Origin of the sequence: Streptomyces luteosporeus, from assembly GCF_039532865.1 — a bacterium.
GTDB classification, from domain to species: Bacteria; Actinomycetota; Actinomycetes; order Streptomycetales; family Streptomycetaceae; genus Streptomyces; species Streptomyces luteosporeus.
Map to the genome: position 1 here is coordinate 346,893 of NZ_BAAASL010000004.1, position 23,930 is coordinate 370,822.

Annotated in this window: 22 protein-coding genes and 2 pseudogenes; 11 read left to right on the plus strand and 13 right to left on the minus strand. The window is 73.5% G+C overall.

From position 1 onward, the window contains the following. Positions 1-113 precede the first annotated feature (113 nt). Positions 114-1,511, minus strand: coding sequence for a sensor histidine kinase (locus ABD361_RS07155; RefSeq protein ID WP_344433939.1), 1,398 nt, complete (start codon positions 1,509-1,511; stop codon positions 114-116). Between the two features lie 16 nt (positions 1,512-1,527). After that, positions 1,528-2,232, minus strand: coding sequence for a response regulator transcription factor (locus ABD361_RS07160; RefSeq protein WP_344433940.1), 705 nt, complete (start codon positions 2,230-2,232; stop codon positions 1,528-1,530). A 267-nt stretch (positions 2,233-2,499) separates the two neighbouring features. Here ABD361_RS07160 and ABD361_RS07165 point away from each other — a divergent pair, with 267 nt between their 5' ends. From ABD361_RS07165 to ABD361_RS07195, 8 genes and pseudogenes are all read left to right on the plus strand, one after another. Continuing rightward, a complete protein-coding gene (locus ABD361_RS07165; protein WP_344433941.1) occupies positions 2,500-3,276 on the plus strand; it encodes an amino acid ABC transporter ATP-binding protein in 777 nt (258 codons plus the stop codon). Between the two features lie 75 nt (positions 3,277-3,351). Further along, the gene (locus ABD361_RS07170) at positions 3,352-4,269 is read left to right on the plus strand and encodes a glutamate ABC transporter substrate-binding protein (protein ID WP_344433942.1); all 918 of its coding nucleotides are present in this window, start codon (positions 3,352-3,354) and stop codon (positions 4,267-4,269) included. A gap of 49 nt (positions 4,270-4,318) precedes the next feature. Beyond that, positions 4,319-4,969 carry an amino acid ABC transporter permease gene (locus ABD361_RS07175; RefSeq protein WP_344433943.1) on the plus strand — a complete coding sequence of 217 codons (651 nt, stop codon included), beginning with the start codon at positions 4,319-4,321 and terminating at the stop codon, positions 4,967-4,969. Beyond that, entirely contained in the window at positions 4,966-5,865 is a 900-nt protein-coding gene (locus ABD361_RS07180) for an amino acid ABC transporter permease (protein ID WP_344433944.1), read from the plus strand. The genes ABD361_RS07175 and ABD361_RS07180 overlap by 4 nt, the downstream gene beginning before the upstream one ends. A gap of 199 nt (positions 5,866-6,064) precedes the next feature. Then, a complete protein-coding gene (locus tag ABD361_RS07185) occupies positions 6,065-7,831 on the plus strand; it encodes an FAD-dependent monooxygenase (RefSeq protein ID WP_344433945.1) in 1,767 nt (588 codons plus the stop codon). Between the two features lie 33 nt (positions 7,832-7,864). After that, entirely contained in the window at positions 7,865-7,951 is an 87-nt protein-coding gene (locus tag ABD361_RS30635; RefSeq protein ID WP_361747052.1) for a putative leader peptide, read from the plus strand. Between the two features lie 76 nt (positions 7,952-8,027). Continuing rightward, positions 8,028-8,603, plus strand: a complete 576-nt coding sequence (locus tag ABD361_RS07190; protein WP_344433946.1) for a cupin domain-containing protein — start codon at positions 8,028-8,030, stop codon at positions 8,601-8,603. Beyond that, positions 8,600-8,965: pseudogene (locus ABD361_RS07195) on the plus strand (rhodanese-like domain-containing protein); the annotation flags it as partial. The gene ABD361_RS07190 and the pseudogene ABD361_RS07195, both read left to right, overlap by 4 nt. A gap of 152 nt (positions 8,966-9,117) precedes the next feature. On the opposite strand, the pseudogene recX reads toward ABD361_RS07195, so the two are convergent. The 4 genes and pseudogenes from recX to ABD361_RS07215 all read right to left on the minus strand — a co-directional run. Next, a pseudogene (gene recX, locus ABD361_RS07200) lies at positions 9,118-9,702 on the minus strand (recombination regulator RecX); the annotation flags it as partial. Next, positions 9,624-10,742, minus strand: coding sequence for a recombinase RecA (recA, locus tag ABD361_RS07205; RefSeq protein ID WP_344433947.1), 1,119 nt, complete (start codon positions 10,740-10,742; stop codon positions 9,624-9,626). The gene recA and the pseudogene recX, both read right to left, overlap by 79 nt. 198 nt (positions 10,743-10,940) lie before the next feature. Further along, complete coding sequence (locus ABD361_RS07210) at positions 10,941-12,176, minus strand: AI-2E family transporter (protein ID WP_344433948.1); 1,236 nt, start codon at positions 12,174-12,176, stop codon at positions 10,941-10,943. 57 nt (positions 12,177-12,233) lie between these two features. Then, positions 12,234-12,428, minus strand: a complete 195-nt coding sequence (locus ABD361_RS07215) for a DUF3046 domain-containing protein (protein ID WP_344433949.1) — start codon at positions 12,426-12,428, stop codon at positions 12,234-12,236. Positions 12,429-12,509: 81 nt separating this feature from the next. Between ABD361_RS07215 and ABD361_RS07220 the strand changes: the two genes are divergently transcribed. The 3 genes from ABD361_RS07220 (at position 12,510) to ABD361_RS07230 (ending at position 19,333) form a co-directional block, all read left to right on the plus strand. Beyond that, positions 12,510-13,430 (plus strand): hypothetical protein, encoded by a 921-nt coding sequence (locus tag ABD361_RS07220; protein WP_344433950.1) that lies wholly within the window; start codon positions 12,510-12,512, stop codon positions 13,428-13,430. A 277-nt stretch (positions 13,431-13,707) separates the two neighbouring features. After that, positions 13,708-18,465, plus strand: coding sequence for an ATP-dependent helicase (locus tag ABD361_RS07225; RefSeq protein ID WP_344433951.1), 4,758 nt, complete (start codon positions 13,708-13,710; stop codon positions 18,463-18,465). A gap of 52 nt (positions 18,466-18,517) precedes the next feature. After that, positions 18,518-19,333 carry a DNA-formamidopyrimidine glycosylase family protein gene (locus tag ABD361_RS07230; protein ID WP_344433952.1) on the plus strand — a complete coding sequence of 272 codons (816 nt, stop codon included), beginning with the start codon at positions 18,518-18,520 and terminating at the stop codon, positions 19,331-19,333. 43 nt (positions 19,334-19,376) lie between these two features. Here the strand turns inward: ABD361_RS07230 and ABD361_RS07235 are convergent, their stop codons facing one another. The 7 genes from ABD361_RS07235 to rimO form a co-directional block, all read right to left on the minus strand. Beyond that, entirely contained in the window at positions 19,377-19,667 is a 291-nt protein-coding gene (locus ABD361_RS07235; RefSeq protein ID WP_344433953.1) for a hypothetical protein, read from the minus strand. A gap of 80 nt (positions 19,668-19,747) precedes the next feature. After that, a complete protein-coding gene (locus ABD361_RS07240) occupies positions 19,748-19,975 on the minus strand; it encodes a hypothetical protein (RefSeq protein WP_344433954.1) in 228 nt (75 codons plus the stop codon). A 49-nt stretch (positions 19,976-20,024) separates the two neighbouring features. After that, a complete protein-coding gene (locus ABD361_RS07245) occupies positions 20,025-20,495 on the minus strand; it encodes a Dps family protein (protein ID WP_344433955.1) in 471 nt (156 codons plus the stop codon). Between the two features lie 210 nt (positions 20,496-20,705). Next, positions 20,706-21,089 carry a helix-turn-helix domain-containing protein gene (locus tag ABD361_RS07250; RefSeq protein ID WP_344433956.1) on the minus strand — a complete coding sequence of 128 codons (384 nt, stop codon included), beginning with the start codon at positions 21,087-21,089 and terminating at the stop codon, positions 20,706-20,708. A gap of 109 nt (positions 21,090-21,198) precedes the next feature. Then, positions 21,199-21,705, minus strand: coding sequence for a CinA family protein (locus ABD361_RS07255; protein ID WP_344433957.1), 507 nt, complete (start codon positions 21,703-21,705; stop codon positions 21,199-21,201). Continuing rightward, positions 21,702-22,334 (minus strand): CDP-diacylglycerol--glycerol-3-phosphate 3-phosphatidyltransferase, encoded by a 633-nt coding sequence (pgsA, locus tag ABD361_RS07260; RefSeq protein WP_344433958.1) that lies wholly within the window; start codon positions 22,332-22,334, stop codon positions 21,702-21,704. The genes ABD361_RS07255 and pgsA overlap by 4 nt, the downstream gene beginning before the upstream one ends. Continuing rightward, positions 22,331-23,842, minus strand: a complete 1,512-nt coding sequence (gene rimO, locus ABD361_RS07265) for a 30S ribosomal protein S12 methylthiotransferase RimO (protein ID WP_344433959.1) — start codon at positions 23,840-23,842, stop codon at positions 22,331-22,333. Before rimO ends, pgsA begins: the two co-directional genes overlap by 4 nt. Positions 23,843-23,930 lie beyond the last annotated feature (88 nt).

Consider the following 23,930-nt stretch of genomic DNA (forward strand, 5'->3'; position numbering starts at 1 on the left):
AAGCACGGCATCCTGCCTGCGGGCGCGTCGTGGCTTGTCGCGCCCGCGCGGCGGAGCCGCAAATCGACACTGCCCCGCGCCCCTTACGGGGCGCCGCGCATGGTGCGGCGCGGTCACCCGGCGTCGCGGGGGACGGATATGGTCGCGCGCAGCCCTGTGGGGCGGTTGTGCTCGTACGCCAGCGTGGCGCCGCCGGGGGCGAGCAGGGCGCGGGTGATGGACAGCCCGAGGCCGGAGCCGGAGACGTTCTGGTGCCGGTTGCTGCGCCAGAACCGGTCGCCGACGCGGGTGAGCTCCTCGTCGGTCAGGCCCGGGCCGCCGTCGGCGACAGTGATGCGCACGCGGGGGCCGGCCACTTCGACCAGGACCTCCACGCGGGCGCTGGACGGGGTGAACTTCAGGGCGTTGTCGACGACGGCGTCCAGGGCGCTGGAGAGGGCTATGGGGTCGGCCCAGCCGGTGGCGGCGCGCGGTCCGCGGTAGGTCAGGGCGACGCCGTTGCGCTCGGCGACCGGCAGCCAGGCTCCCACCCGGTCGGTGACGAGCTCGGCGATGTCGGTGAGCTGCGGCTCGGCGGCGGCGTGCTCGGCCTGCGCGAGGTCCAGCAGGTCGTCCAGGACGCGGGCCAGGCGCTTGCCCTCGGTGCGCACGGACTCGATCTCGGTGTGGCCGTCCGGCAGGTCCAGCGCCATCAGGTCGATGCGCAGCAGGAGGGCGGACAGGGGGTTGCGCAGCTGATGCGAGGCGTCGGCGACGAAGGCCCGCTGCTGTTCGAGGACGTCCTCGACGTTGTCGGCCATCTCGTTGAAGGAGCGGGCCAGGCGGCGCAGTTCCGGGGGGCCGCTGTCGGCCGCGACACGGGACTTCATGCGGCCGGTGGCGATGTCGTGGGCGGCTGCGTCGAGGGTCCGTACGGGCCGCAGGACCCAGCCGGTCAGCCGGAAGGCCGCACCGACGGCGACGAGCATCGCGGCGAGCTCACCGGCCGCCAGCAGCAGCCAGCTGTGCAGGATGCGCGAGCGCAGGGCCCCGGTGGGCGACTGGGTGACCACGACGCCCACGACGTCGCCGTCGCGGACCACGGGCGAGGCGACGGTGAGCCGGTTGCGGGCCCAGGGCCAGATCTGCGCGGGATCGTGGCTGCGGCGCCCGGCGAGGGACTCCTGGAACGCCTGGCGCGCCTCGCCCTCGCGCGGCAGCGTCCAGTCGGGGGCGACGGCCAGGGGCCTGCCGTCGCGGTGGAAGACGCCGACGCGGATGTCGTAGAGGTCCTCGTACCGCCGCAGTTCGGTGTTGAGGGTGGTCAGCGGTTCGGCCATGGACTCGGTGCGATCGGCGGGCCTGGCCGTGACGTACTGGGCGAGCGAGGCGAAGCGGGCGGTGTCGTCGATGCGGTCGACGACCACCCGCTGCTGCTCGACGGCCGCCATGCCGGCGGCGAGCGGGAAGCCGAGGGCCAGCAGGACGCCGGCCATCAGCACGATGAGCAGGGGCAGCAGTCGGGTGTGCACGGCGCGTCGCGGCCCCTCAGACCGGGGCGACGATCTTGTAGCCGACGCCCCGCACGGTCTCGATGAGGGCGGGCATGCGCAGCTTGGCGCGCAGCGAGGCGACGTGCACCTCCAGCGTGCGACCGGTGCCCTCCCAACTGGTGCGCCAGACTTCGCTGATGATCTGTTCCCGGCGGAAGACGACCCCCGGGCGCTGGGCGAGCAGGGCCAGCAGGTCGAACTCCTTGCGGGTCAGGGAGACGGGCTCGTCGTACACGAAGACGCGGCGGTTGGGCAGTTCGATGGTGACCGGGCCCAGCCGCAGAGCGTGCGGGCCCTCCGGCTCCTTCGGCCGACCCGGAGCGCCGCGCCCGGCGGGCGTGCGGCGGGCGACGGCGTGGATGCGCGCGAGGAGCTCGCCCGTGTCGTAGGGCTTGACCACGTAGTCGTCGGCGCCCAGGTTCAGCCCGTGGATCTTCGACCGGGTGTCGGAGCGAGCCGTGACCATGATGACGGGCGTGGTGGTGCGCTTGCGGATCCTGCCGCAGACCTCGAAGCCGTCCTGGTCGGGCAGGCCCAGGTCGAGCAGGACGACGCCGAACGGCGCGCCCGCTGCGGGCAGCAGCGCCTGCAGGGCCTCCTCGCCGCTCCGGGCGTGGGTGACATCGAAGCCGTGCCGGGCCAGGACGGCCGACAGGGCCGCGGCGACATGGTCGTCGTCCTCCACGAGCAGCAGTCTCATCGGCCTCCTCCGGCGGCTGGTGCGGCACACCGCATTGGCAACACCGCATCCACGCCGATGGATGGCCGGTACGTCAAGGGGTACCGGCTCGTCCATCGGCTTCCGTTATGCAGCCGGTACGCCGTACGCGGCCGCGCGTCTCGTTGACGCTCAGTGTCCACTTGAGTCCGGATCGTTATGCTCAATTTCAGCTCAGATGTAATGACGCTGGTCGTTGCGGCTCATTAGGGTCCTCCCCAACCGAGGAGGACGGAGCGAGGAACGCCGATGAGCGAGGTATCGGTGACCAAGGACGCGGCTGACGCCGCGGACGCACTGGTCGTCCTGAAAAAGGTCAACAAGCACTTCGGCGCGCTGCACGTGCTCCAGGACATCGACCTGACCATTGCGCGCGGCGAGGTCGTGGTCGTCATCGGCCCCTCCGGGTCCGGCAAGTCGACGCTGTGCCGCACGATCAACCGTCTGGAGACGACGGACTCCGGCTCCATCGCCATCGACGGCAAACCGCTTCCGCAGGAGGGCAGGGAACTGGCCCGGCTGCGCGCGGACGTCGGCATGGTCTTCCAGTCCTTCAACCTCTTCGCGCACAAGACGGTGCTGGAGAACGTGGTGCTGGGGCAGGTGAAGGTCCGGCGCAAGGACCGCGCGGCGGCCGAGACGAAGGCCCGCGCCCTGCTCGACCGGGTCGGCGTCGGCGCCCAGGCGGAGAAGTATCCGGCGCAGTTGTCGGGCGGCCAGCAGCAGCGCGTGGCGATCGCCCGGGCCCTGGCCATGGACCCGAAGGTGATGCTGTTCGACGAGCCGACCTCGGCCCTCGACCCGGAGATGATCAACGAGGTGCTGGAGGTCATGCAGCAGCTGGCCCGCGACGGCATGACGATGGTCGTCGTCACGCACGAGATGGGCTTCGCCCGCTCGGCCGCCAACCGCGTCGTCTTCATGGCCGACGGCCGCATCGTCGAAGAGGCGCGGCCCGACCAGTTCTTCAGCAACCCGCGCAGCGACCGGGCCAAGGACTTCCTCTCCAAGATCCTGCACCACTGAGCCGTCGCCGGCCGTGCCGTATCCACGCGCATTCCCTCTCCCACGGTCCGCCCGTTCACCTCGAAGGATGTCCACATGAAGCTCCGCAACACCGCCGCAGCGGCCGCCGTCGTGGTGGCCCTCGCCGTGACCGCGACCGCCTGCGGCAAGTCGGGCAGCCCCGACGACAAGGCCGGCCAGGGAGGCGAGAGCAGCTCGGCGCAGGCGCTGCCGTCCTACAAGGTGAACACCGCGGCGGACGTGAAGGATTCACCCGTCTTCGCACGGATCAAGGGCAAGAAGATCACCATCGGCACCAAGGCCGACCAGCCCGGCCTCGGCTACGAGAACCCCGGCACGAAGAAGCGCTCGGGCTTCGACGTGGAGATCGCCCGGATGATCGCCGCCGACCTCGGCTTCGACGAGGACCACATCACCTTCAAGTCCGTGCCCTCCGAGGCCCGCGAGACGCAGATCGCCAGTGGCGGCGTCGACCTGTACGTGGGGACGTACACCATCAACGACGAGCGCAAGAAGCAGGTCGGCTTCGGCGGGCCGTACTACGTCGCCGGCCAGGACCTGCTGGTGAAGGCCGACAGCTCCATCAAGAGCGTGGACGACATCAAGGGCAAGAAGGTCTGCTCGGCGACCGGCTCCAGCTCGCTCAAGCGCATCAAGGACCCGAAGTACGGCGCGGCCGAGGTCAAGGCGCAGCAGGGCTACCAGCTGTGCGTGCAGGACCTGGTCAACGGCTCGGTCGACGCGGTCACCACGGACGACGCGATCCTCAAGGGGTACGCGGCCGAGAACAAGGGCCTGAAGCTGACGGGCAACCTCTTCTCCAAGGAGCCCTACGGCGTGGGGCTGAACAAGGACGACAAGGCGCTGCGCGAGGCGGTCGACAAGGCCCTGGAGGCGCACGAGCAGAACGGCGACTGGAAGAAGGCGTACGACGCCACGCTCGGCCGCTCCGGCGCCCCCGCCCCGACCCCGCCCGCCGTCGAGCGCTACTGACCGTCGGACCGGTGCCGGATGACCGCCTCGCGATACCCGGAGACGCAACGTGAACGTTCTGTCTGACAACTTCGCGATGTTCCGCGAAGGTTTCGTCGGAACCGTCGAACTGACGGCGCTCAGCGCGCTGCTCGCCCTGGTGCTGGGCACCCTCGTCGCGGCGTTCCGCGTCTCCCCGGTGCCCGCGTTGCGCGCCTTCGGCACCGCCTGGGTGACGCTGCTGCGCAACACCCCGCTGGTGCTGCTGTTCCTGGCCGTCACGCTCGGCCTGCCGGCGCTGGGCCTGAAGGGCTGGAGCTCCTTCTGGCTGGCGGTGCTGGCACTGGGCTGCTACACCTCGGCGTTCATCTGCGAGGCCGTCCGGTCCGGCATCAACACGGTGCCGGTGGGGCAGGCGGAGGCGGCGCGGTCGATCGGGATGACGTTCGGGCAGACGCTCGGGCACATAGTCCTGCCGCAGGCGGTCCGCACGGCGATCCCGCCGATCGGCAGCCTGCTGATCGCGCTGGCCAAGAACACGGCGATCGCCTCGGGGTTCAACGTCACCGAGCTCGGTTCGGTGCAGAAGACCCTCAACGCCGCCTCCGGCTACAACATCTTCGTGATCTTCCTGTGGATCGCGGTCTGCTACATCCTCATCACGTTTTCGATCAGCGGTCTGTTCCGGCTGCTGGAGAACCGACTGGCGGTGGCCCGATGAGCGGCAGCGTCCTGTACGACGTCCCCGGCCCGAGGGCCCGCGCCCGCAACCGCGCGTACGGCGTCGTCTCCGTCCTCGCCATCGCCGGCCTCCTCGGGTTCGTCGTCTACCGGTTGGACGCCACGGGGCAGTTCCAGGCGGGGCTGTGGGACGACTACGAGTACACCGAGACCCAGCAGCGCATCCTCGACGGCCTGCTGACGACGGTGCGCACGTTCGCCATTGCCGCCGTGCTGTCGCTGGTGCTGGGGGCCCTGCTGGCCACCGCGCGGCTGTCGGACCACAGGCCGGTGCGGTGGGCGGCCACGGCGGTGGTGGAGTTCTTCCGGGCCATGCCACTGCTCATCATGATCTTCCTGCTGTACGCGGCGGTGTTCACCTCCGACCCCATGTGGGCGCTGGTGATCGGGCTGACGCTGTACAACGGCTCGGTCCAGGCGGAGATCTTCCGGTCCGGGATCAACGCCGTGCCCAAGGGGCAGAGCGAGGCGGCCTACGCGATCGGGCTGCGCAAGACGCAGGTGATGGCGAGCGTGCTCGTTCCCCAGGCCGTGCGCTCCATGCTGCCGTCGATCATCAGTCAGCTGGTGGTGACGCTGAAGGACACCTCGCTCGGCTTCATCATCCTGTACGAGGAACTGCTGTTCGTGGGCAAGGCGTTCGCCCAGCAGACCCCTCCGGTGAACGGCGTCTACGCGTTCATCCCGATGGTGATCGTCTTCGGCTCGATCTACATCCTGCTGTGCCTGGCCCTGTCCTCGCTCGCCACCTGGGTCGAACGGCGCACCCAGCGCTCCCGCAAGGGCCGGCCCCCGGCCCTTCCCGCCGCGAGCGCGGCGCTGGGCACGGAGTCCACCGCCGGAGCCACCGGCGCGAACGAGGCGCGCGGCGACTGACCGGCCGTCCGTGACGCCCCGTCCGCCACCCGGTGCCGACGGGGCGTACGCGTCCGGCGCACCCTGACGGGGCCTCTGATCACTTGACGCACGCTGCGGCAGTGGGTTGCATACGTTCTGTGATCGCGCACCGTTTTTCCCCTGCCAGTCCCCGTACGTCCCGTACGCACCACGCGCGCGGGGGCGAGGGAGCAGTGCCGTGGACCCGGTGATCGTGGTCGGGGCCGGCCCGGTCGGTCTCGCGCTGACCCTGGCCCTGGCACGGTACGAGGTTCCCGTGACCGTCCTGGACGAGGCGCCGGCCGGCGGGCCGGGGCAGGACGAGCGCCGCCCGGCGCGCACGGCCGTGCTGCGGCCGGAGACCGTCGCGATGCTCAGGCGGCTGGGCTGCGCCACCACGGAAGGCACCGGCTGGACGGGCTGGCGGACGCTGCGCCGCCGCGGCGAGGTGCTGCGGGTGCCGTTCGCGCCGCCGGGGGACGGCGGGAAGGCGGGCCTTCCGGACGACGGCACGCACGACGCCCCCGAGGACGACACGGTCGCCGGCCCGGCCGAACCCTCCCCCCTGCACCTGCCGCAGCACGCCCTCACCCGCGAACTCCTCGCCGCCGTCGGCGAGGAGGCGGACGTGCGCGTCGTGCGCGACAGCCGGGTCACCGTGCTGGGGCAGGACTCCTCCGGCGTGACCGTGCACACCCGTGGCGACAACGGAACGGTCTGGCGCGGCAGTTACCTCGTGGGCTGCGACGGCGCGCGGTCGGTGGTGCGCAAGCTGCTGGGCGCCCGGTTCCCGGGCCGCACGGCGGTGGAGCGGCACGCGGTCGCCGCGCTGCGCGCCGAACTGCCGTGGCCGGGCGAGGCCGTGCTGCACCGCTCGCCTCCCCGGGGCGGCGAGGTGACGGCCCGCCCGCTGCCCGGCGGCACCTGGCGGCTGGACTGGGTACTGCCCCCCGACGGCGCCCTGGTCACCCCCGAGGCGCTGCTGGCGCGGGTGACGGACTCGCTGGCCGCCTGGTGCGGGGACGCACCGCCGTACACGCTGCTGGACACCGGCGTGTACGCCGTGCACCACCGCCTCGCGCGCCGCTGGCGCAGCGGGCGCGCCTTCCTCGCGGGGGACGCGGCGCACCTGCTCGGGGCCCTGGGCACGCAGGGGCTCGACGAGGGCCTGAAGGACGCGGAGAACCTCGCTTGGAAGCTGGCGCTCGCCTGGCACCACGGTGCCTCCGACGCCCTGCTCGACAGCTACCAGGCCGAGCGGCGCGGGGCGATCGCCGCGCGGTTGCGCGCGGCGGACCGCGCGCTGCCGGTGGTGCGGGGGGAGGGTGGCTGGCGCAGCGTGCGCCGCACCCTGGTGCCGGGCGCCGCGCGGGCGCACGACGCGCTGCTGACCGATGGCCACTTGGGGCGCGGGCTGCTGGGCGCGCCGGCGGTGTACACCCGTACGCCCCTGACTCCGGCCGCGCCCCCGGCCGGTTCCGTCCTGGTGGGCACGGCGGTGGGGGCGCTGGTGACGGATGTGCCGGTGACGGCCCCGGACGGCTCGGAGGTCCGGCTGCACGACCGGTTCGGCGGCGACCTGCTGGTGGTGCTCGTCGCCCCGGGCACGGGCGTGTGGGAGCGGCGGCACTGGCTGGGCGCGGGACTGATGCCGCGGCTGGCGGCGGCGGTCTCCGCCCTGCCGATGCGGGCGGAACTGCTGGTGACCGAGGGCTATCCGGGCGCGGACGCGCACACTGTGCTGGTGGTCCGCCCGGACGGACGCCTGGTGGCCGCCCTGGCCGGGGTGCGGCCCGCCGAGCTGTACGCCTGTGCCGATGCGGCCCGCGGGAGCGCGGCACACGCGGCACGGGAGGCGGCGGAAGAGGCGGCGGAAGCGGATGCCGACGGTGCGCCGGACGAGGACGAGCCGGCCGCCGCGGGGCGGCCCGGTCCGGCCACCAGTGAGGCTACGGCCAACCGTTGACCACGTCCGAAGCAGCGTGGTTGACTCCGGAGCGTGACTGACAACGGCGCCCGGTTCTGGCGGAGGGTCCATCTCGACCTCGTCCGCTATGCGGGCTGTGTCTGTCGCCCGTCCTGCTGATCCGCACTTCTCTCACGCGCCGCCCCTTTCTGCGGGCCTGCGCGCTCCTTCGCGATCACTCACAGGACGGTCCGTCGTGTCATCGTTCCCGCACACCCCTGCGCCCCTTGCGTCTTCCGCCCCTTCCTCCTCCCCCGGCTCCGTCGGCGCCTGCGTACCGCCACCGTCGGAGGCCGACCTGCTGGCCTTCGTGCGCCGTACGGCCGCCGACGCCGCGCTGGTCGCCTCACTGCCCCTCGACCCCGAGGGCCGCACCTGGATCCGGCTGCAGGGGCCGGGCGGCAGCGAGGCGTGGCTCATCGGCTGGCCTCCGGGCAGTGGCACCGGCTGGCACGACCACGGCGGCTCGCACGGGGCCTTCGCCACCGCCACGGGGAAGTTGACCGAACAGTCGCTGGCCGCACGCCTGCCCACGGAGGGGTGGCGGATGCTGGAGCTGACGGAGGGGGTGGACCGGGAGCGCACCCTGTCCGCCGGGCGCGGCCGCTCCTTCGGCCCGCATCATGTGCACCAGGTGCTCAACGCCTCGCGGGAGGCGCACGCCGTGTCGGTGCACGCCTATTACCCGCCGCTGCCGATGATGCGCCGGTACAGCCGCAGCGGTCAGGTGCTGCGGCTGGAACTGGTCGAGTGGCCTCAGGAGTGGGCATGAGGGTCGAGGATCTGCTGGCGACCGCGCGCGGGGAGCTCGACCGGCTGGGCCCGGCGGAGGCCGCCGCCGTCCAGGCGGACGGCGGGCTGCTCGTCGACATCCGGTACGCGGCGCAACGCGAGCGCGACGGGACGGTCCCCGGGGCGCTGGTGGTGGAGCGCAACGAGCTGGAATGGCGGCTCGATCCGGCCTGCGCCCACCGTTCGGCCCGGGCGACGCATCACGCGCTGCCGGTGGTGGTGTTCTGCGACGAGGGCTACGCCTCGTCGCTCGCCGCGGTCTCCCTGCGCCGCCTCGGCCTGCGGCACGCCACGGACCTGGTGGGCGGCTTCCAGGCGTGGCGGGCGGCGGGGCTGCCGGTGGACACGCTGCCGGTGGACGCGGCGACGCAGGAGGCGGTGGACACCGCCGTCGAGGCGGTGCCGGCCGGTCAGTCGTCGGGGAGGAAGGCGCCGAGGACCTCGGGATCCTCGCCCTCCTCGGCCAGCGCCTGCCGCACCACCCGCAGGGCCAGCCCCTCGGAGTAGCCCTTGCGCGCGAGCATGCCGGCGAGGCGGCGCAGCCGCTTCTCGCGGTCCAGGCCCCGGGTGGCGCGCAGCTTGCGCTCGACGAGCTCGCGCGCGGTGCGCTCCTCCTGGTCGGCGTCGAGCTGCCCGACCGCCTCGTCGATCAGGGCCGTGTCCACGCCCTTGGTACGCAGCTCGCGGGCCAGGGCGCGGCGGGCCAGGCCCCGGCCGTGGTGGCGGGACTCGACCCAGGCCCCGGCGAACGCCGCGTCGTCGATGAGGCCCACGTCCTCGAAGCGGGAGAGCACCTCCTCCGCGACGTCGCCGGGGATGCCGCGTTTGGCGAGCGCGTCCGCGAGCTGCTTGCGGGTGCGGGCCGTTCCGGTGAGCAGGCGCAGGCAGATGGCCCGCGCCTGCTCCTCCGGCGGTGGTGGCGCTCCGCCCCCGGCCCTCGACGGGGAAGGGGCGCCCTCACCGGTCCAGCGGTCCGGCCGTGCGTCGGACACGGTGCGGCTCAGCTCTTGGCAGCGGCCTTCGCCGCCTTGGCCGTGGCCTTGGCCGGGGCGGGCACGGACTTGGCCGGCTCGCCCTCGCCGCCGGCGGCGTCGGCGCCGGGCTCGGCCGCCGGGGCCTCGGGCCGGATGCCCACGCCCAGCTTCTCCTTGATCTTCTTCTCGATCTCGTTGGCGAGGTCGGGGTTGTCCTTGAGGAAGTTGCGGGCGTTCTCCTTGCCCTGGCCGAGCTGGTCGCCCTCGTACGTGTACCAGGCGCCGGCCTTGCGGATGAAGCCGTGCTCGACGCCCATGTCGATCAGGCCGCCCTCGCGGCTGATGCCCTGGCCGTAGAGGATGTCGAACTCGGCCTGCTTGAAGGGCGGCGCGACCTTGTTCTTGACGACCTTGACGCGGGTGCGGTTGCCGACCGCCTCGGTGCCGTCCTTGAGGGTCTCGATGCGGCGGATGTCCAGGCGCACGGAGGCGTAGAACTTCAGCGCCCGGCCACCGGTGGTGGTCTCCGGCGAGCCGAACATCACGCCGACCTTCTCGCGCAGCTGGTTGATGAAGATCGCGGTGGTCTTGGACTGGTTGAGCGCACCGGTGATCTTGCGCAGCGCCTGGCTCATGAGGCGGGCCTGGAGGCCGACGTGGGAGTCGCCCATCTCGCCCTCGATCTCCGCGCGGGGCACGAGGGCCGCGACGGAGTCGATGACGATGAGGTCCAGGGCGCCGGAGCGGATCAGCATGTCGGTGATCTCGAGCGCCTGCTCGCCGTTGTCCGGCTGGGACAGGATCAGGGAGTCGATGTCGACGCCCAGCTTCTTGGCGTACTCGGGGTCGAGGGCGTGCTCGGCGTCCACGAAGGCGACGGTGCCGCCGGCGCGCTGGGCGTTGGCCACGGCGTGCAGGGTCAGGGTCGTCTTACCGGAGGACTCCGGTCCGTAGACCTCCACCACGCGGCCGCGCGGCAGGCCGCCGACGCCGAGGGCGACGTCGAGAGCGGTCGACCCGGTGGGGATCACCTCGATGGGCTCGTTCGGCCGCTCGCCCAGGCGCATCACGGCGCCCTTGCCGAATTGCCGTTCAATCTGCGCGAGCGCGGCGTCGAGCGCCTTCTCGCGGTCGGTTCCTGCCATGGGTTCCACCCGGTTTGCTTGAGTCGATCGCTTCACGTCCACGACGCTAACGCCTGCCACTGACAATGCGCCCGGGCGTCGGCCCGGCCTGTGGATAACTGGGGTCCGTCGGGCCGGGACACCCATAAGAATGGATGTTCGATTTTAGTGTCAAGCGCGCCACTCCGGCCCCGGACGGCGGCCGGCAGCGGCCGCGAGTCAGCGCCTCCGCAGCCGCTCCCGCACCCTGCTCCACAGCGGGACCCGCCCCTCGCCGCGTCCCTCGCCGCGCCCTTCGCGTCGCCCGCGCCCCGCCTCCGCGTCGGCCCGGGCCACGTCCGCGTCCGTGCCCGTCGCCGGCTCGCCCACGACCTCGTACCGCCGCACGTACGCCCCGAGGAACGCCTGCAGCGTCGCCGTCACCGGAATGGCGATCAGCGCCCCCACCGCACCCAGCAGCGCGGTGCCGGCGATCACGGACCCGAAGGCCACGGCCGGGTGGATGTCGACGGTGCGGGCAGTGATGCGTGGCTGCAGCAGGTAGTTTTCGAACTGCTGATACACGACCACGAACGCCAGCACCCACACCGCGTACCAGGGGTCGACGGTGAAGGCCAGCAGCATCGGCAGGGCACCGGCGAGGTAGGTGCCGATCGTCGGGATGAACTGCGAGACCAGGCCCACCCAGACCGCCAGTGCGGGCGCGTACGGCACGCCCAGGACCTGCAGCACCACGTAGTGCGCGAGGCCCGAGACCAGCGCCATCAGGGCGCGCGAATAGATGTAGCCGCCGGTCTTGGAGACCGCGATCTCCCAGGCGCGCAACACCTCCGTCTGCCGCTGCGGGGGCAGCACCGAGCACAGGGACCGGCGCAGCCGGGGCCCGTCGGCGGCGAAGTAGAAGGAGAACAGCGCCACTGTCAGCAGCTGGAAGAGCCCGCCGAGGACCGTGGCGGAGACGTCGAGGACTCCGCTGGCGCTGTTGCGCACGTACTTCTGCAGCCAGTCGGAGTGCAGCAGGCTCTCCTGGATCTGCACCCGGGAGAGCTTGGTGTGGAACGTGCGGTTGACCCAGCCGATGACCGCGTCCAGATAGGAGGGGAAGTTCTCCACCATGTGCTGGATCTGGCCGGCGAGCATGGAGCCCATCAGCGTGAAGAAGCCGACCACCAGGACGGTGCAGCTCAGGAAGACCAGGCCCGTCGCGAGCCCGCGCCGCATGCCGCGGGCCGCCAGCCGGTCGACGGCCGGCTCGATCGCCAGGGCGAGGAAGAACGCGATGAGGATGTCGACCAGCAGACCGGTGAGCCGGTGGAAGGCCCACAGGGACAGCTGGAAGCAGGCGAAGATCGCCAAGGTGACGACGACCGCCCGGGGCAGCCAGCGCGGCATCCGGGTGTCGTCGCCGCGGCGCGGCCCGGGCTCGTCCTGGGCGGGATCGTCAGTGGCTGCCACGCACAAAAGTGTGGCCCATGGGCGCATCCCCCGGCGCCCGGACCGGTCGGCGGCCGGTCAGCGCCTGCTCTCGGGGATCTCCAGCGCCCTGCACACCGCGCGCCACACGTCCTTGGCCTCCCAGCCGGCGTCGAGAGCTTGGTGGACGGTACGCCCGCCGAGCTCCGACATCACGTGGTCGCGCGCGAAGGAGTCCGCGTACGCCTCGCCGAAGTAGTCCGCCATTCGCTGCCAGAAGACCGTCAACCGCATGTGCCAAGTATCCCGCCCCTGAGAGTGCAGCCGTGCACGAGCCGCTGACCGGGGGCGATGGGGCGCCCTACGGTCTTGTCCATGGTCCTCTCCGGAGCATCCGCCGCCGCCCGTGCCGAGCGCTTCATCTGGCTGACCGCCCGCGTCCTGGAACAGCGTAGGTTCGCGTACCACTTCCTGGACGGCGCGCCCGACGCCGTCGAGGCGGCCCTGAACGCCTACGCGGGGGCCGACGGGGGCTTCGGGCACGCCCTGGAGCCCGACCTGCGCGGTCCGGTGAGCCAGCCGCTGCACACCGCGCACGCGCTGCGGGTGCTGGACGAGATCGGCCGCTGCCGCGACCGCCGGGTCGAGCCGGTGTGCCGCTACCTGACCGCCGTCTCCACGGCGGACGGGGCGCTGCCCGCCCTGCACCCGGCGCAGCGCGGCTACCCGGCGGCGCCGTGGATCCCGGTGGTGCCCGACCCGCCCAGCGACCTGCTGGCCACCGGGCCGGTGGTGGGGCTGCTGCACCGCAACGACGTGTGGCACGCGTGGCTGTTCCGGGCCACCGACTTCTGCTGGGCCGCGGTCGAGGCCCTGGGCCGGGGGGTGCGCACGCATCCGTACGAGGTGCTCGCGGCCGTGGCGTTCCTCGACGGCGCCCCGGACCGCTCGCGGGCGCAGACCGCGGCCGAGCGGCTGGGCCGCGCGGTGCGCGAGCAGCGGCTGGCGGTGCTGGACCCGGAGCAGGCGGCCGGTCATCCGCTGCCGGAGGGGTACGCGCCGGGCGAGTACCACTACCCGCACGACTACGCGCGCACGCCGGAATCGCTGGCCCGCTCCTGGTTCACCGACGCGGAGCTGTCCCGGTCGCTGGACTTCCTGGCCGCGGCGCAGCAGGAGGACGGGGGCTGGCCGCTGCGCTGGCGGGCCTGGGCACCGGGCACGGCCCTGGAGTGCCGGCCGCTGATCACCATCGAGGCCCTGCTGACCCTGCGCGCCCACGGCCGGCCCCTGTAGGACCTGTGCGCCGGACCTTCGTCCCGCGGCACCACGGCGCCCGGCCAGGGGCGCGGGGAACTGCGCGACAAGCCACGACGCACGCGCAGACGGGGTCCGGGGGTGGTGCGTCGGCTGCGGGCCGTCGGTGGCCGATCGCGCCCACGCAGCGGAGCCGCAGACCCGACACTGCCCCGCGCCCCTGACGGGGCGCTGCTCGGGGCTGTCTCCTCCGGGGCTTTCCGGAGGATCTTCGTGGGCTCGGGCTTTGTCAGTGGTGCGGTGCACGATGGGTGGCATGGCGAACGACACGGCGGCCCCGGCCGCGGACGGACCGGCCGGGGACCCGGCGGCGGCCCTCGCCGCGTTCTCCCCCGCGACCCGCTCCTGGTTCACGGGGGCGTTCAGCGCGCCGACGGCCGCCCAGGCGGGTGCCTGGCGGGCCCTGGGTGCCGGTTCGGACGTCCTGGTCGTCGCGCCCACGGGCTCCGGCAAGACCCTGGCGGCCTTCCTCGCCTCCCTGGACCGGCTGGCCGGCAGCCCGCCGCCGGCCGAGCGCAGGAAGCGCTGCCGGGTGCTGTACGTCTCCCCGCTCAAGGCGCTGGCCGTGGACGTCGAGCGCAACCTGCGCAGTCCGCTGACCGGCATCCGGCAGGAGGCGGTGCGCCTGGGGCTGCCCGAGCCGGAGGTCCGCGTCGGCATCCGCTCCGGCGACACGCCCCCGGCCGAGCGCCGCGCCCTGATCACCCGGCCGCCGGACATTCTGATCACCACGCCCGAGTCGCTGTTCCTCATGCTCACCTCCGCGGCGCGGGAGGCGCTCACGGGGGTGGAGACGGTGATCCTCGACGAGGTGCACGCGGTCGCCGGCACCAAGCGCGGCGCCCACCTCGCCCTGTCCCTCGAACGTCTGGACGATCTTCTGGAGCGCCCCGCCCGGCGCATCGGGCTGTCGGCGACGGTGCGGCCGGTCGGCGAGGTGGCGCGCTACCTCTCCCCGCAGCGCAGGGTGGAGATCGTCCAGCCGCCGTCCGGCAAGGAGTTCGACCTGTCGGTGGTCGTCCCGGTGGAGGATCTGGGCGAGCTCGGCGGCTCCCCCGTGCAGGAGGGCGGCGACGGCAAGGAGCGGCCCTCGATCTGGCCGCACGTCGAGGAGCGCATCACCGACCTGGTGCAGGAGCACCGCTCCACGATCGTCTTCGCCAACTCCCGACGCCTGGCCGAGCGGCTGTGCAACCGGCTCAACGAGATCGCCCACGAGCGCGCCACCGGCGAGCCCCTGCCGGAGGACCACTCCCCCGCCGAGTTGATGGGCGGCTCCGGCCCGGCCAAGGGCGCCCCGCCCGTGCTGGCCCGCGCCCACCACGGCTCGGTGTCCAAGGAGCAGCGCGCCCTGGTCGAGGAGGACCTCAAGGCCGGCCGGCTGCCGGCCGTGGTCGCCACCTCCAGCCTGGAGCTCGGCATCGACATGGGCGCCGTCGACCTGGTCGTCCAGGTCGAGTCACCGCCGTCGGTGGCCTCGGGGCTGCAGCGCGTCGGCCGCGCCGGCCACCAGGTGGGCGCGGTCTCCACCGGCGTGGTCTTCCCCAAGTACCGCGGCGACCTGGTGCAGGCGGCCGTGGTGACGGAGCGGATGCGGCAGGGGGCCATCGAGGCGCTGCGCGTGCCGGCCAACCCGCTGGACGTCCTGGCCCAGCAGATCGTGGCCATGACCGCCATGGACGCCTGGGACGTCGACGAGTTGCTGGCCCTGGTGCGCCGGGCCGCCCCTTTCGCCTCCCTGCCGGAGTCCGCCTACACCGGCGTCCTCGACATGCTCGCCGGCCGCTACCCCTCCGACGCCTTCGCCGAGTTGCGGCCGCGCCTGGTGTGGGACCGCGTCACCGGCACGCTCACGGGCCGGCCCGGAGCCCAGCGGCTCGCGGTCACCTCCGGCGGCACCATCCCCGACCGCGGCCTGTTCGGCGTCTTCCTGGCCGGGGCCGACCCCAAGAAGGGCGGCGGCCGCGTCGGCGAGCTGGACGAGGAGATGGTCTACGAGTCCCGCGTGGGCGACGTGTTCACCCTCGGCACCACCTCGTGGCGCATCGAGGACATCACGCGCGACCGCGTTTTGGTCACGCCGGCGCCCGGCACCCCGGGCCGGCTGCCTTTCTGGAAGGGCGACCAGCTGGGCCGCCCGCTGGAACTGGGCCGTGCGCTGGGGGCGTTCCTGCGCGAGATCGGTGCCATGGCGCCGGATGCCGCCCGTACCCGGCTCACCGGCGCCGGCCTCGACGACCGCGCCGCCGACAACGTCCTCGCCTACCTGGCGGAGCAGCGCGAGTCCTGCGGCCACGTGCCCGACGACCGCACGGTGGTCGTCGAGCGGTTCCGTGACGAGCTGGGCGACTGGCGCGTGGTCGTCCACTCCCCCTTCGGGGCCCAGGTGCACGCTCCCTGGGCGCTGGCCCTGGGTGCCAGGCTGGCCGAGCGGTACGGCATGGACGCCCAGGTGATGCACGCCGACGACGGCATCGTGCTGCGGCTGCCGGACGCCGACCTGCTCGGTCTGGACCTGCTGGACGCCGACCCGGCCCGCCAGGGCGCGGAGTACGACGGCGAGCAGTCCCCCGTCGGGGCCGCCGACGTCGTCTTCGACAAGGGCGAGGTCGAGGGGATCGTCACCGACCAGGTGGGTGGCTCCGCCCTGTTCGCCTCCCGCTTCCGCGAGTGCGCGGCCCGCGCCCTGCTGCTGCCGCGCCGCAACCCCGGCAAGCGCACCCCGCTGTGGCAGCAGCGCCAGCGGGCCTCGCAGCTGCTGCAGGTGGCGAGCGAGTTCGGGTCGTTCCCGATCGTCCTGGAGGCGGTCCGCGAGTGCCTGCAGGACGTCTTCGACGTGCCGGGGCTCGTCGAGCTGATGGGCGACATCGAGGCCCGCCGGGTCCGCCTGGTCGAGGTCACCACGCCCGAGCCCTCGCCGTTCGCCCGTTCCCTGCTCTTCGGCTACGTCGCCCAGTTCCTCTACGAGGGCGACTCCCCGCTGGCCGAGCGCCGCGCCGCCGCCCTGTCCCTGGACTCGCGGCTGCTGGCGGAGCTCCTGGGCCAGGCCGAGCTGCGCGAGCTGCTGGACGCCGAGGTGCTCACCGAGCTGGAGCGCGAGCTGCAGTGGCTGACCGAGGACCGGCGGGTCAAGGACGCCGAAGGCGTCGCCGACCTGCTGCGGCTGCTGGGGCCGCTGACCGACCAGGAGCTGGCGGAGCGCGGCGCCGAGCCGCAGTGGGCCAAGGAGCTGGCCACCGCCCGGCGGGCCCTGCAGGTGCGCATCGCCGGCCGCGACCACTGGGCGGCGGTCGAGGACGCCGGCCGGCTGCGCGACGCGCTGGGCACCGCCCTGCCCGTCGGGGTCCCCGAGGCGTTCACCGAGCCCGTCAAGGACCCGCTGGGCGACCTGCTGGCGCGCTACGCCCGCACCCACGGCCCCTTCACCTCGGCCGCGGCCGCCGCCCGCTTCGGCCTGGGCACGGCGGTCACCGACGGCGCCCTGCACCGCCTGGCGGCGGCCGGCCGCATCGTCCAGGGCGAGTTCCACCCCTCCGGCATCGGGCAGGAGTGGTGCGACGCGGCCGTGCTGCGCCGGCTGCGCCGCCGCTCGCTGGCCGCGTTGCGGCAGGAGCTGGAGCCGGTGCCGCCGACGACCCTGGCGGCGTTCCTGCCGGCCTGGCAGCACGTCGGCTCCCACGGCCTGCGCGGGGTGGACGGGCTGCTGCGCGCCGTCGAGCAGTTGCAGGGCGCGCCCGTGCCCGCCTCGGCGCTGGAGAAGCTGGTGCTGCCCGCCCGGGTGCGCGACTACTCCCCGGCGATGCTGGACGAGCTCACGGCGGCCGGCGAGGTGGTGTGGGCGGGCGCGGGCGCCCTGCCGGGCAAGGACGGCTGGGTCACCCTGCTGCTCGCCGACGCCGCCCCGCTGCTGCTGCCCGACCCGCACCCGCTGGAGCTCTCGCCGCTGCACCACGCCGTTCTGGGAGCCCTCTCCGGCGGCTACGGCCTGTTCTTCCGCCAGATCGCCGACCGGGTGCGCGCCGCCGACCCCGGCTTCGACGGCTCCCCCGGCACGGACGCGCAGATCGCCGACGCCCTGTGGGAGCTGGCCTGGTCGGGCAGGCTGACCAACGACACCCTGGCGCCGCTGCGCTCGCTGCTGGGCTCCGGGCGCACCGCCGGCTCCACCGCGCACCGCGCGAAGCGCGCCGTCCCGCGCGGCCGCTTCGGCGCCTTCACCGCCCGTACGGGGGCGGGCGCCGCCGGGCTGCGGGCCACGGCCTCCCGCGGCGGGCCGCCGACGGTGGCGGGCCGCTGGTCGCTGCTGCCGGAGCGGGAGACCGAGCCGACGCACCGGGCCCACGCCCTGGCCCGCACCCTGCTGGACCGCCATGGCGTGGTCACGCGCGGGGCCGTGGCGGCCGAGGGCGTGGAGGGCGGCTTCTCCGCGGCCTACCGGGTGCTGTCGGTCTTCGAGGAGAGCGGTCAGGCCCGGCGGGGCTACGTCGTCGAGGGCCTGGGTGCCGCGCAGTTCGCCATGGACGGCGCGGTCGACCGGCTGCGGGCCGTCAACACCGCCCGCGAGCGGGCCGGGGCGCCGGCCCCGGCCGCCCCGTGGGAGGCCCGGCCGCCCGCCCGGGACGGGGGCCGCGCGGTCGTCCTGGCGGCCGCCGACCCCGCCAACGCCTACGGTGCCGCCCTGCCGTGGCCCGAGCCCCCCGAGGGCGCCACCCACAAGGCGGGCCGCAAGGCGGGCTCGCTGGTGGTGCTGGTCGACGGCGCCCTCGTGCTGTACATGGAGCGCGGTGGCAAGACCATGCTGGCCTGGCCCCAGGACGCCGGGGCCGGTGCCGGCGACCCGGCGCTGCGGGAGGCCGCCGGGGCCCTCGCGGAGGCGGCCCGTGCCGGGGCCCTGGGCACCGTCACCGTCGAACGGGTGAACGGCGCCGCCGCCCTGACCTCGCCGCTGGGCAGCGTGCTGGAGGGGGCCGGCTTCCACGCCACGCCCCGGGGGTTGCGCCTGCGGCCCTCGTGACCTGCCCACACCATGGGCTCAGCGGGCCGAGCCGGAAGGAGGAGTGACGCAGATGCCCGAGGGAGACACCGTCTGGCGCACCGCCCGGACCTTGCACGAGGCCCTGGCCGGCGCCGTGCTGACCCGTAGCGACCTGCGGGTTCCCCGGCTCGCCACCACCGATCTCACCGGCCGGACGGTCACCGAGGTGGTCCCCCGTGGCAAGCACCTGCTCACCCGCGTCGAGGGTGGTCTGACGCTCCACTCCCACCTCGGCATGGACGGCTCGTGGCGCGTGGGCCGCACGGGCGAGCCCCCGCGCGGCGGCCCCCACCACCAGATCCGTGCCGTGCTCGGCACCGCCGAGCGCACCGCCGTCGGCTACCGGCTGCCCGCGCTGGACCTGCTGCGCACGGCCGACGAGTCCGAGGTGGTGGGGCACCTGGGCCCCGACCTGCTGGGGGCGGACTGGGACGCGGAGGAGGCCGTGCGCCGTCTGCTGTCCGACCCGGGGCGCACGGTGGGCGAGGCGCTGCTCGACCAGCGCAATCTCGCCGGCATCGGCAATGTGTACAAGTCCGAGCTGTGCTTCCTGCTGCGCGTCTCCCCGTGGCTGCCGGTCGCCTCGCTGCCCGACCCGGGGCGGCTGGTGGGGCTGGCGAAGAAGCTGCTGGAGGCCAACAAGGCGCGCCCGGCCCGCATCACGACGGCCGACGCCCGCCCGGACCGCCGGCTGTGGGTCTACGGGCGGGCCGAGCGGCCCTGCCGCCGCTGCGGCTCCCCGGTGCTGGCCGCCGCCCAGGGCACGGCGGGCCGGGAGCGTACGACGTTCTGGTGCCCGCACTGCCAGGCGGGCCCGCCGGCGCCAGCCGTTGACCCGAACGAGTGACGGCGGATCGCGTCCGGCAGCCCGGAAGGGCGATGGACGGGGCTCAGGGCTCCTCGCCGACGGCATCGCCGACGGCCTCTCCGGCGTCCCCGGGCCGGCCGTCCCCGGGCCGGTCGTCGTCGGGTGCCCGCCGGGAGCCCTCCCGCCCCCGCGGGGCGCAGTGGACGGGCAGCAGGCTCAGCCCCCAGCCGCCTGCGGCGACGATGCCCTCCATGAAGCCGGCCCGCCCCGGCTGCAGGAGCAGCCGGTAGACGGCCCAGCACCACAGTCCGGCCACCAGCAGCACGAGGATCCGGCCGAACGCCCCCGTGGGCCCCCGGTCGTGCCGGACCATCGAGCTGCCTCCTTCGGCTTCCTCCGGCACCCGCCCGTACGACAACGGGCGAGCAGCGGGACGACCGCGCGGAACGGTCCCTACGCAGCGGGCCCGTCGGCCGGCGGCGTCGCGCGCAGCCTGGCCAGTTGCTGTTCGAGCTCGGCGATCTCCCGGTCGCGCCGGTGCACCTCGGCGATGACGCGCTGCTCGCCCTCGTGCACGCCCTCCTGGTAGACGGTGCGCACGAAGACGCCGGCGGCCGCCTGGTCGAGGTCCGTGACCACCATCAGCTCGCGCGTGTAGCGGATCACCGGGTGCTCGCTCATGCCCTCAGGAGACCGTCTGCGCGCCGCCCCCGCCACCGGGGGGCGGGCCTCAGGCGTTCTCGGCCTGGAACATCCAGTGGTGCTTCTCGAGGTCGCCGGTGAGGCCGATGAGCAGGTCCTGGGTGACCGGGTCCGGCTTCTCGGTGGCCTCGATGCGCTCGCGCATCCGGGCGATGACGGTCCCCAGAGCGGCGATCATGATGCGGACGACCTCGTTGTCCTTGGTCCAGCCGCCGCCGACGGGGTCGATGCCGCTGGTCTTGGCGACGGTCTCGGCCCTGCCGTCCGGAGAGATGCCGAGCGCGGAGGCGCGCTCCGCGACGGTGTCCATGTGCTGGCGGGCGCTGGCGACGACCTCGTCGAGCTGGAGGTGGACGGAACGGAAGCGGGGGCCGACGACGTTCCAGTGCACCTGCTTGGCGAGGAGCGAGAGGTCGACGAGATCGACGAGGGCGCCCTGCAGGGCGTCACCGACGATGTTCCGGTCCTGTTCGGGCAGCGGGCTCTTGACGACAGACATGCATGTCCTCCTCTGCGACTCTGCGACCGGTTCGCACCGATTGATCCATAGGGATCCCGTTCCTCCACCATGGCACAAAGGCGCCGGACCGGCCGGGTGCCGAGGGCGGCCGGAAAAACGGAGATCCCGGTCAGGCTTCTGACCGGGATCTCGCAGGTGAAACGGACGCCTTCCGGACGGCGCCGGCCCGGGGGCCGGCAGGGCCCCTGATCAGGCCGCGACCACGTCGACGGCCTCTGCCGGAGCCTTGATCGTCACGCGTTCGCCCGGAACGCCCGTGACGGACGGCACGGACATCGGGTTGAACATCGGCCGCATCGGCGCGGGTACCGGCTCGCTCGCCGCCGCCGACTGCGCCAGCTCGGCCAGCGACAGCTCGTCGCTCACCTCGCGCATGACCTCGGACATCCGTACGTCCAGAGCGTCGCAGATTGCGGAGAGAAGCTCGGAGGACGCCTCTTTCTGCCCGCGCTCGACCTCCGAGAGGTAGCCGAGCGAGACCCGGGCGGAGGAGGAGACCTCGCGCAGAGTGCGGCCCTGGCGTTGGCGCTGCCGACGCAGCACGTCACCCAGCAGGCGACGGAGCAGAATCATCGGTGGCTCCCTCCTTGGACCGCGAATCCGGTTCCTTCACGCCCCACCGTACCGCCTCGGGGTGCGGCCGTGCGGGGAGCTATGTCGTGTTCACTCAGGGCTGCAAACATCAATTCCCCCCGTCGTGTTCCGTATCCTTTGCCCCCGCGTTCTCTGTCAGTTCGCGCAGGAGCAGCGCGAGGACCGCCCGTACGCTTTCCCTCCGGATACCCGCCCGGTCGCCGTTCAGCGACAGTTCCCGGACATCTCCGGAGCCCCTCGGACCCACGGCCGCCACGAAGACCGTGCCGACGGCCTTGCCGTCCTGTGCGTCGGGCCCGGCCACGCCCGTGGTCGCGATGCCCCAGTCGGCGGCCAGCAGCCGGCGCACGCCCTCGGCCATCGAACGGGCCACCTCGGCGTCGACGGCACCGCGCGCCCGGAGCAGCTCCCCGTCCACGCCCAGCACGTCGCGCTTGACGTCGGTGGCGTACGCGGTGACCGATCCGCGCACCGAGCGCGAGGCGCCGGCGACGGCGGTCAGCTCGGCCACGACCAGGCCCCCGGTCAGGGACTCGGCGGCGGCGACGGTCTGCCCGCGGGCCTCCAGCGCCGCCAGCACGGCCGCGGCGCTCACCGTGCGGACTCCTTCGGGGCCGCCCGTCCGGCCCGGCGCAGCCGCAGGGCTTCCTTCACGTAGTCGAGCCCGGTCAGCACCGTCAACACGACGGCGACCGCCATCACCCAGAAGCGCAAGGTCGCGAGCGGGCCTTCGAGGGGGAGGATGTACATGCCCGTGCCGACGCCCTGGAAGAGCGTCTTCAGCTTGCCGCCGCGGCTGGCCGGGATCACCGCGTGCCGGATGACCCAGAACCGCATCAGCGTGATGCCGATCTCGCGCAGCAGGATCACGCCCGTGACCCACCACGGCAGGTCGTCGAGCACGGACAGGCAGATCAGCGCCGCGCCCATGATCGCCTTGTCGGCGATGGGATCGGCGATCTTGCCGAAGTCGGTGACCAGGTTGTACGTCCGCGCCAGGTGACCGTCGAAGAGGTCGGTGATCATGGCGACCGCGAACGCCGCCCACGCGAAGGAGCGCCAGGCCGGGTCGGTCCCGCCGCCGTGCATCATCAACAGCACGAACCCCGGCACCAGGACCAGGCGGATCATGGTGAGGATGTTGGCGATGTTCCACAGCCCGGCCGGCCGGACGCCCGTACGCGGCGCCGGGCCGCCCGTGGCGGAGGCTGGGAGTCCGCTCATCTGCCCGCCTCCTCGGTACACCCGCCCCCGCTCCCCAGCGGCTCGGCGACGAGGTCCACGCCCTCGCTCGCCACCACCTTGGCGACCACCATGCGGCCGGCAGTGGCCTGTGCGGCGTCCATGGAGTCCATGGTGAGCCGCACCTGGCCGTCGGTCTCGGGCGCCTGGTGGGCCGCGCGTCCGATCACGCCGTCCTCGTCGTCCACGCGCTCGACGAGTACCTCGATCGTCTCACCGACACGCTCCTCCGCGCGCTGCGCGGTGAGCTCCTCGGCCAGCCGGGAGATGTGCGCCAGGCGCTCGGCGACGACGTCCTCGGGCAGCTTGTCGGCGTAGGTGGCCGCCTCGGTGCCCTCCTCGTCGGAGTAGCCGAAGACGCCGATGGCGTCCAGTCGCGCCCCGTTCAGGAAGCGCTCGAGCTCGGCGAGGTCGGCCTCGCTCTCGCCGGGGAAGCCGACGATGAAGTTGGAGCGGGCGCCGGCCTGCGGCGCCTTGGTGCGGATGGTCTCCAGCAGCTCCAGGAAGCGGTCGGTGTCGCCGAAGCGGCGCATCGCCCGCAGCACGCCGGGGGCGGAGTGCTGGAAGGACAGGTCGAAGTAGGGGGCGACCTTCTCGGTCGAGGTGAGCACGTCGATCAGGCCGGGCCGCAGCTCGGCCGGCTGCAGGTAGCTGACCCGGATGCGCTCCAGGCCGTCGACGGCGGCGAGCTCCGGCAGCAGCGACTCCAGCAACCGGATGTCGCCGAGGTCCTTGCCGTAGGAGGTGTTGTTCTCGGAGACCAGCATGATCTCCTTGACCCCCTGCTCGGCCAGCCAGCGCGTCTCGTTCAGCACGTCGGAGGGACGGCGCGAGACGAAGGAGCCGCGGAAGGAGGGGATCGCGCAGAAGGAGCAGCGGCGGTCGCAGCCGGAGGCCAGCTTCACCGAGGCGACCGGGCTGCTGCCGAGCCTGCGGCGCAGCGGGGCGCGCGGCCCGGAGGCCGGGGCGAGGCCCGCCGGCAGGTCGGCCGGGGCGCTCTCCTCGTGGTCCGGGGCGTCCTGGGCGTGACCGGGCAGGGCCACGCCGGTGGCGGCCTGGCGCTCCGCGGGGCTGATCGGCAGCAGCTTGCGCCGGTCGCGCGGGGCGTGGGAGGCGTGGATGCCGCCGGAGAGGATGGTCTGCAGGCGGTCGGAGATGTCGGCGTAGTCGTCGAAGCCGAGCACGCCGTCGGCCTCGGGCAGCGCGTCGGCGAGCTCCTTGCCGTAGCGCTCGGCCATGCAGCCGACGGCCACGACGGCCTGGGTGCGGCCGTGCTCCTTGAGGTCGTTGGCCTCCAGGAGGGCGTCGACGGAGTCCTTCTTGGCGGCGTCGACGAAGCCGCAGGTGTTGACGACGGCCACGTCGGCGTCGGCGGCGTCCTGCACGAGGTCCCAGCCGTCCGCCGCCAAGCGGCCTGCCAGCTCCTCCGAGTCCACCTCGTTACGGGCGCAGCCAAGTGTGACAAGAGCGACGGTACGGCGTTCGGGCATAGGGCTCAGCCTACTTTGTCCCGGCACCGCATCCGCTGCCGAGTGGCCGACGGGCACGGAGAGCCTGATCACCCCGGGCTCCCCGGCG

What these genes read in the sequence shown, in the direction of transcription:
- ABD361_RS07230 (WP_344433952.1), top strand. Translation starts at nt 18,518, where the DNA reads ATGCCCGAGGGAGACACCGTCTGGCGCACCGCCCGGACCTTGCACGAG.
- ABD361_RS07220 (WP_344433950.1), top strand. Translation starts at nt 12,510, where the DNA reads ATGGTCCTCTCCGGAGCATCCGCCGCCGCCCGTGCCGAGCGCTTCATC.
- pgsA (WP_344433958.1), bottom strand. Translation starts at nt 22,334, where the DNA reads ATGAGCGGACTCCCAGCCTCCGCCACGGGCGGCCCGGCGCCGCGTACG.
- ABD361_RS07225 (WP_344433951.1), top strand. Translation starts at nt 13,708, where the DNA reads ATGGCGAACGACACGGCGGCCCCGGCCGCGGACGGACCGGCCGGGGAC.
- rimO (WP_344433959.1), bottom strand. Translation starts at nt 23,842, where the DNA reads ATGCCCGAACGCCGTACCGTCGCTCTTGTCACACTTGGCTGCGCCCGT.
- ABD361_RS07250 (WP_344433956.1), bottom strand. Translation starts at nt 21,089, where the DNA reads ATGATTCTGCTCCGTCGCCTGCTGGGTGACGTGCTGCGTCGGCAGCGC.
- ABD361_RS07240 (WP_344433954.1), bottom strand. Translation starts at nt 19,975, where the DNA reads ATGAGCGAGCACCCGGTGATCCGCTACACGCGCGAGCTGATGGTGGTC.
- recA (WP_344433947.1), bottom strand. Translation starts at nt 10,742, where the DNA reads ATGGCAGGAACCGACCGCGAGAAGGCGCTCGACGCCGCGCTCGCGCAG.
- ABD361_RS07165 (WP_344433941.1), top strand. Translation starts at nt 2,500, where the DNA reads ATGAGCGAGGTATCGGTGACCAAGGACGCGGCTGACGCCGCGGACGCA.
- ABD361_RS07170 (WP_344433942.1), top strand. Translation starts at nt 3,352, where the DNA reads ATGAAGCTCCGCAACACCGCCGCAGCGGCCGCCGTCGTGGTGGCCCTC.
- ABD361_RS07180 (WP_344433944.1), top strand. Translation starts at nt 4,966, where the DNA reads ATGAGCGGCAGCGTCCTGTACGACGTCCCCGGCCCGAGGGCCCGCGCC.
- ABD361_RS07235 (WP_344433953.1), bottom strand. Translation starts at nt 19,667, where the DNA reads ATGGTCCGGCACGACCGGGGGCCCACGGGGGCGTTCGGCCGGATCCTC.
- ABD361_RS07160 (WP_344433940.1), bottom strand. Translation starts at nt 2,232, where the DNA reads ATGAGACTGCTGCTCGTGGAGGACGACGACCATGTCGCCGCGGCCCTG.
- ABD361_RS07245 (WP_344433955.1), bottom strand. Translation starts at nt 20,495, where the DNA reads ATGTCTGTCGTCAAGAGCCCGCTGCCCGAACAGGACCGGAACATCGTC.
- ABD361_RS07215 (WP_344433949.1), bottom strand. Translation starts at nt 12,428, where the DNA reads ATGCGGTTGACGGTCTTCTGGCAGCGAATGGCGGACTACTTCGGCGAG.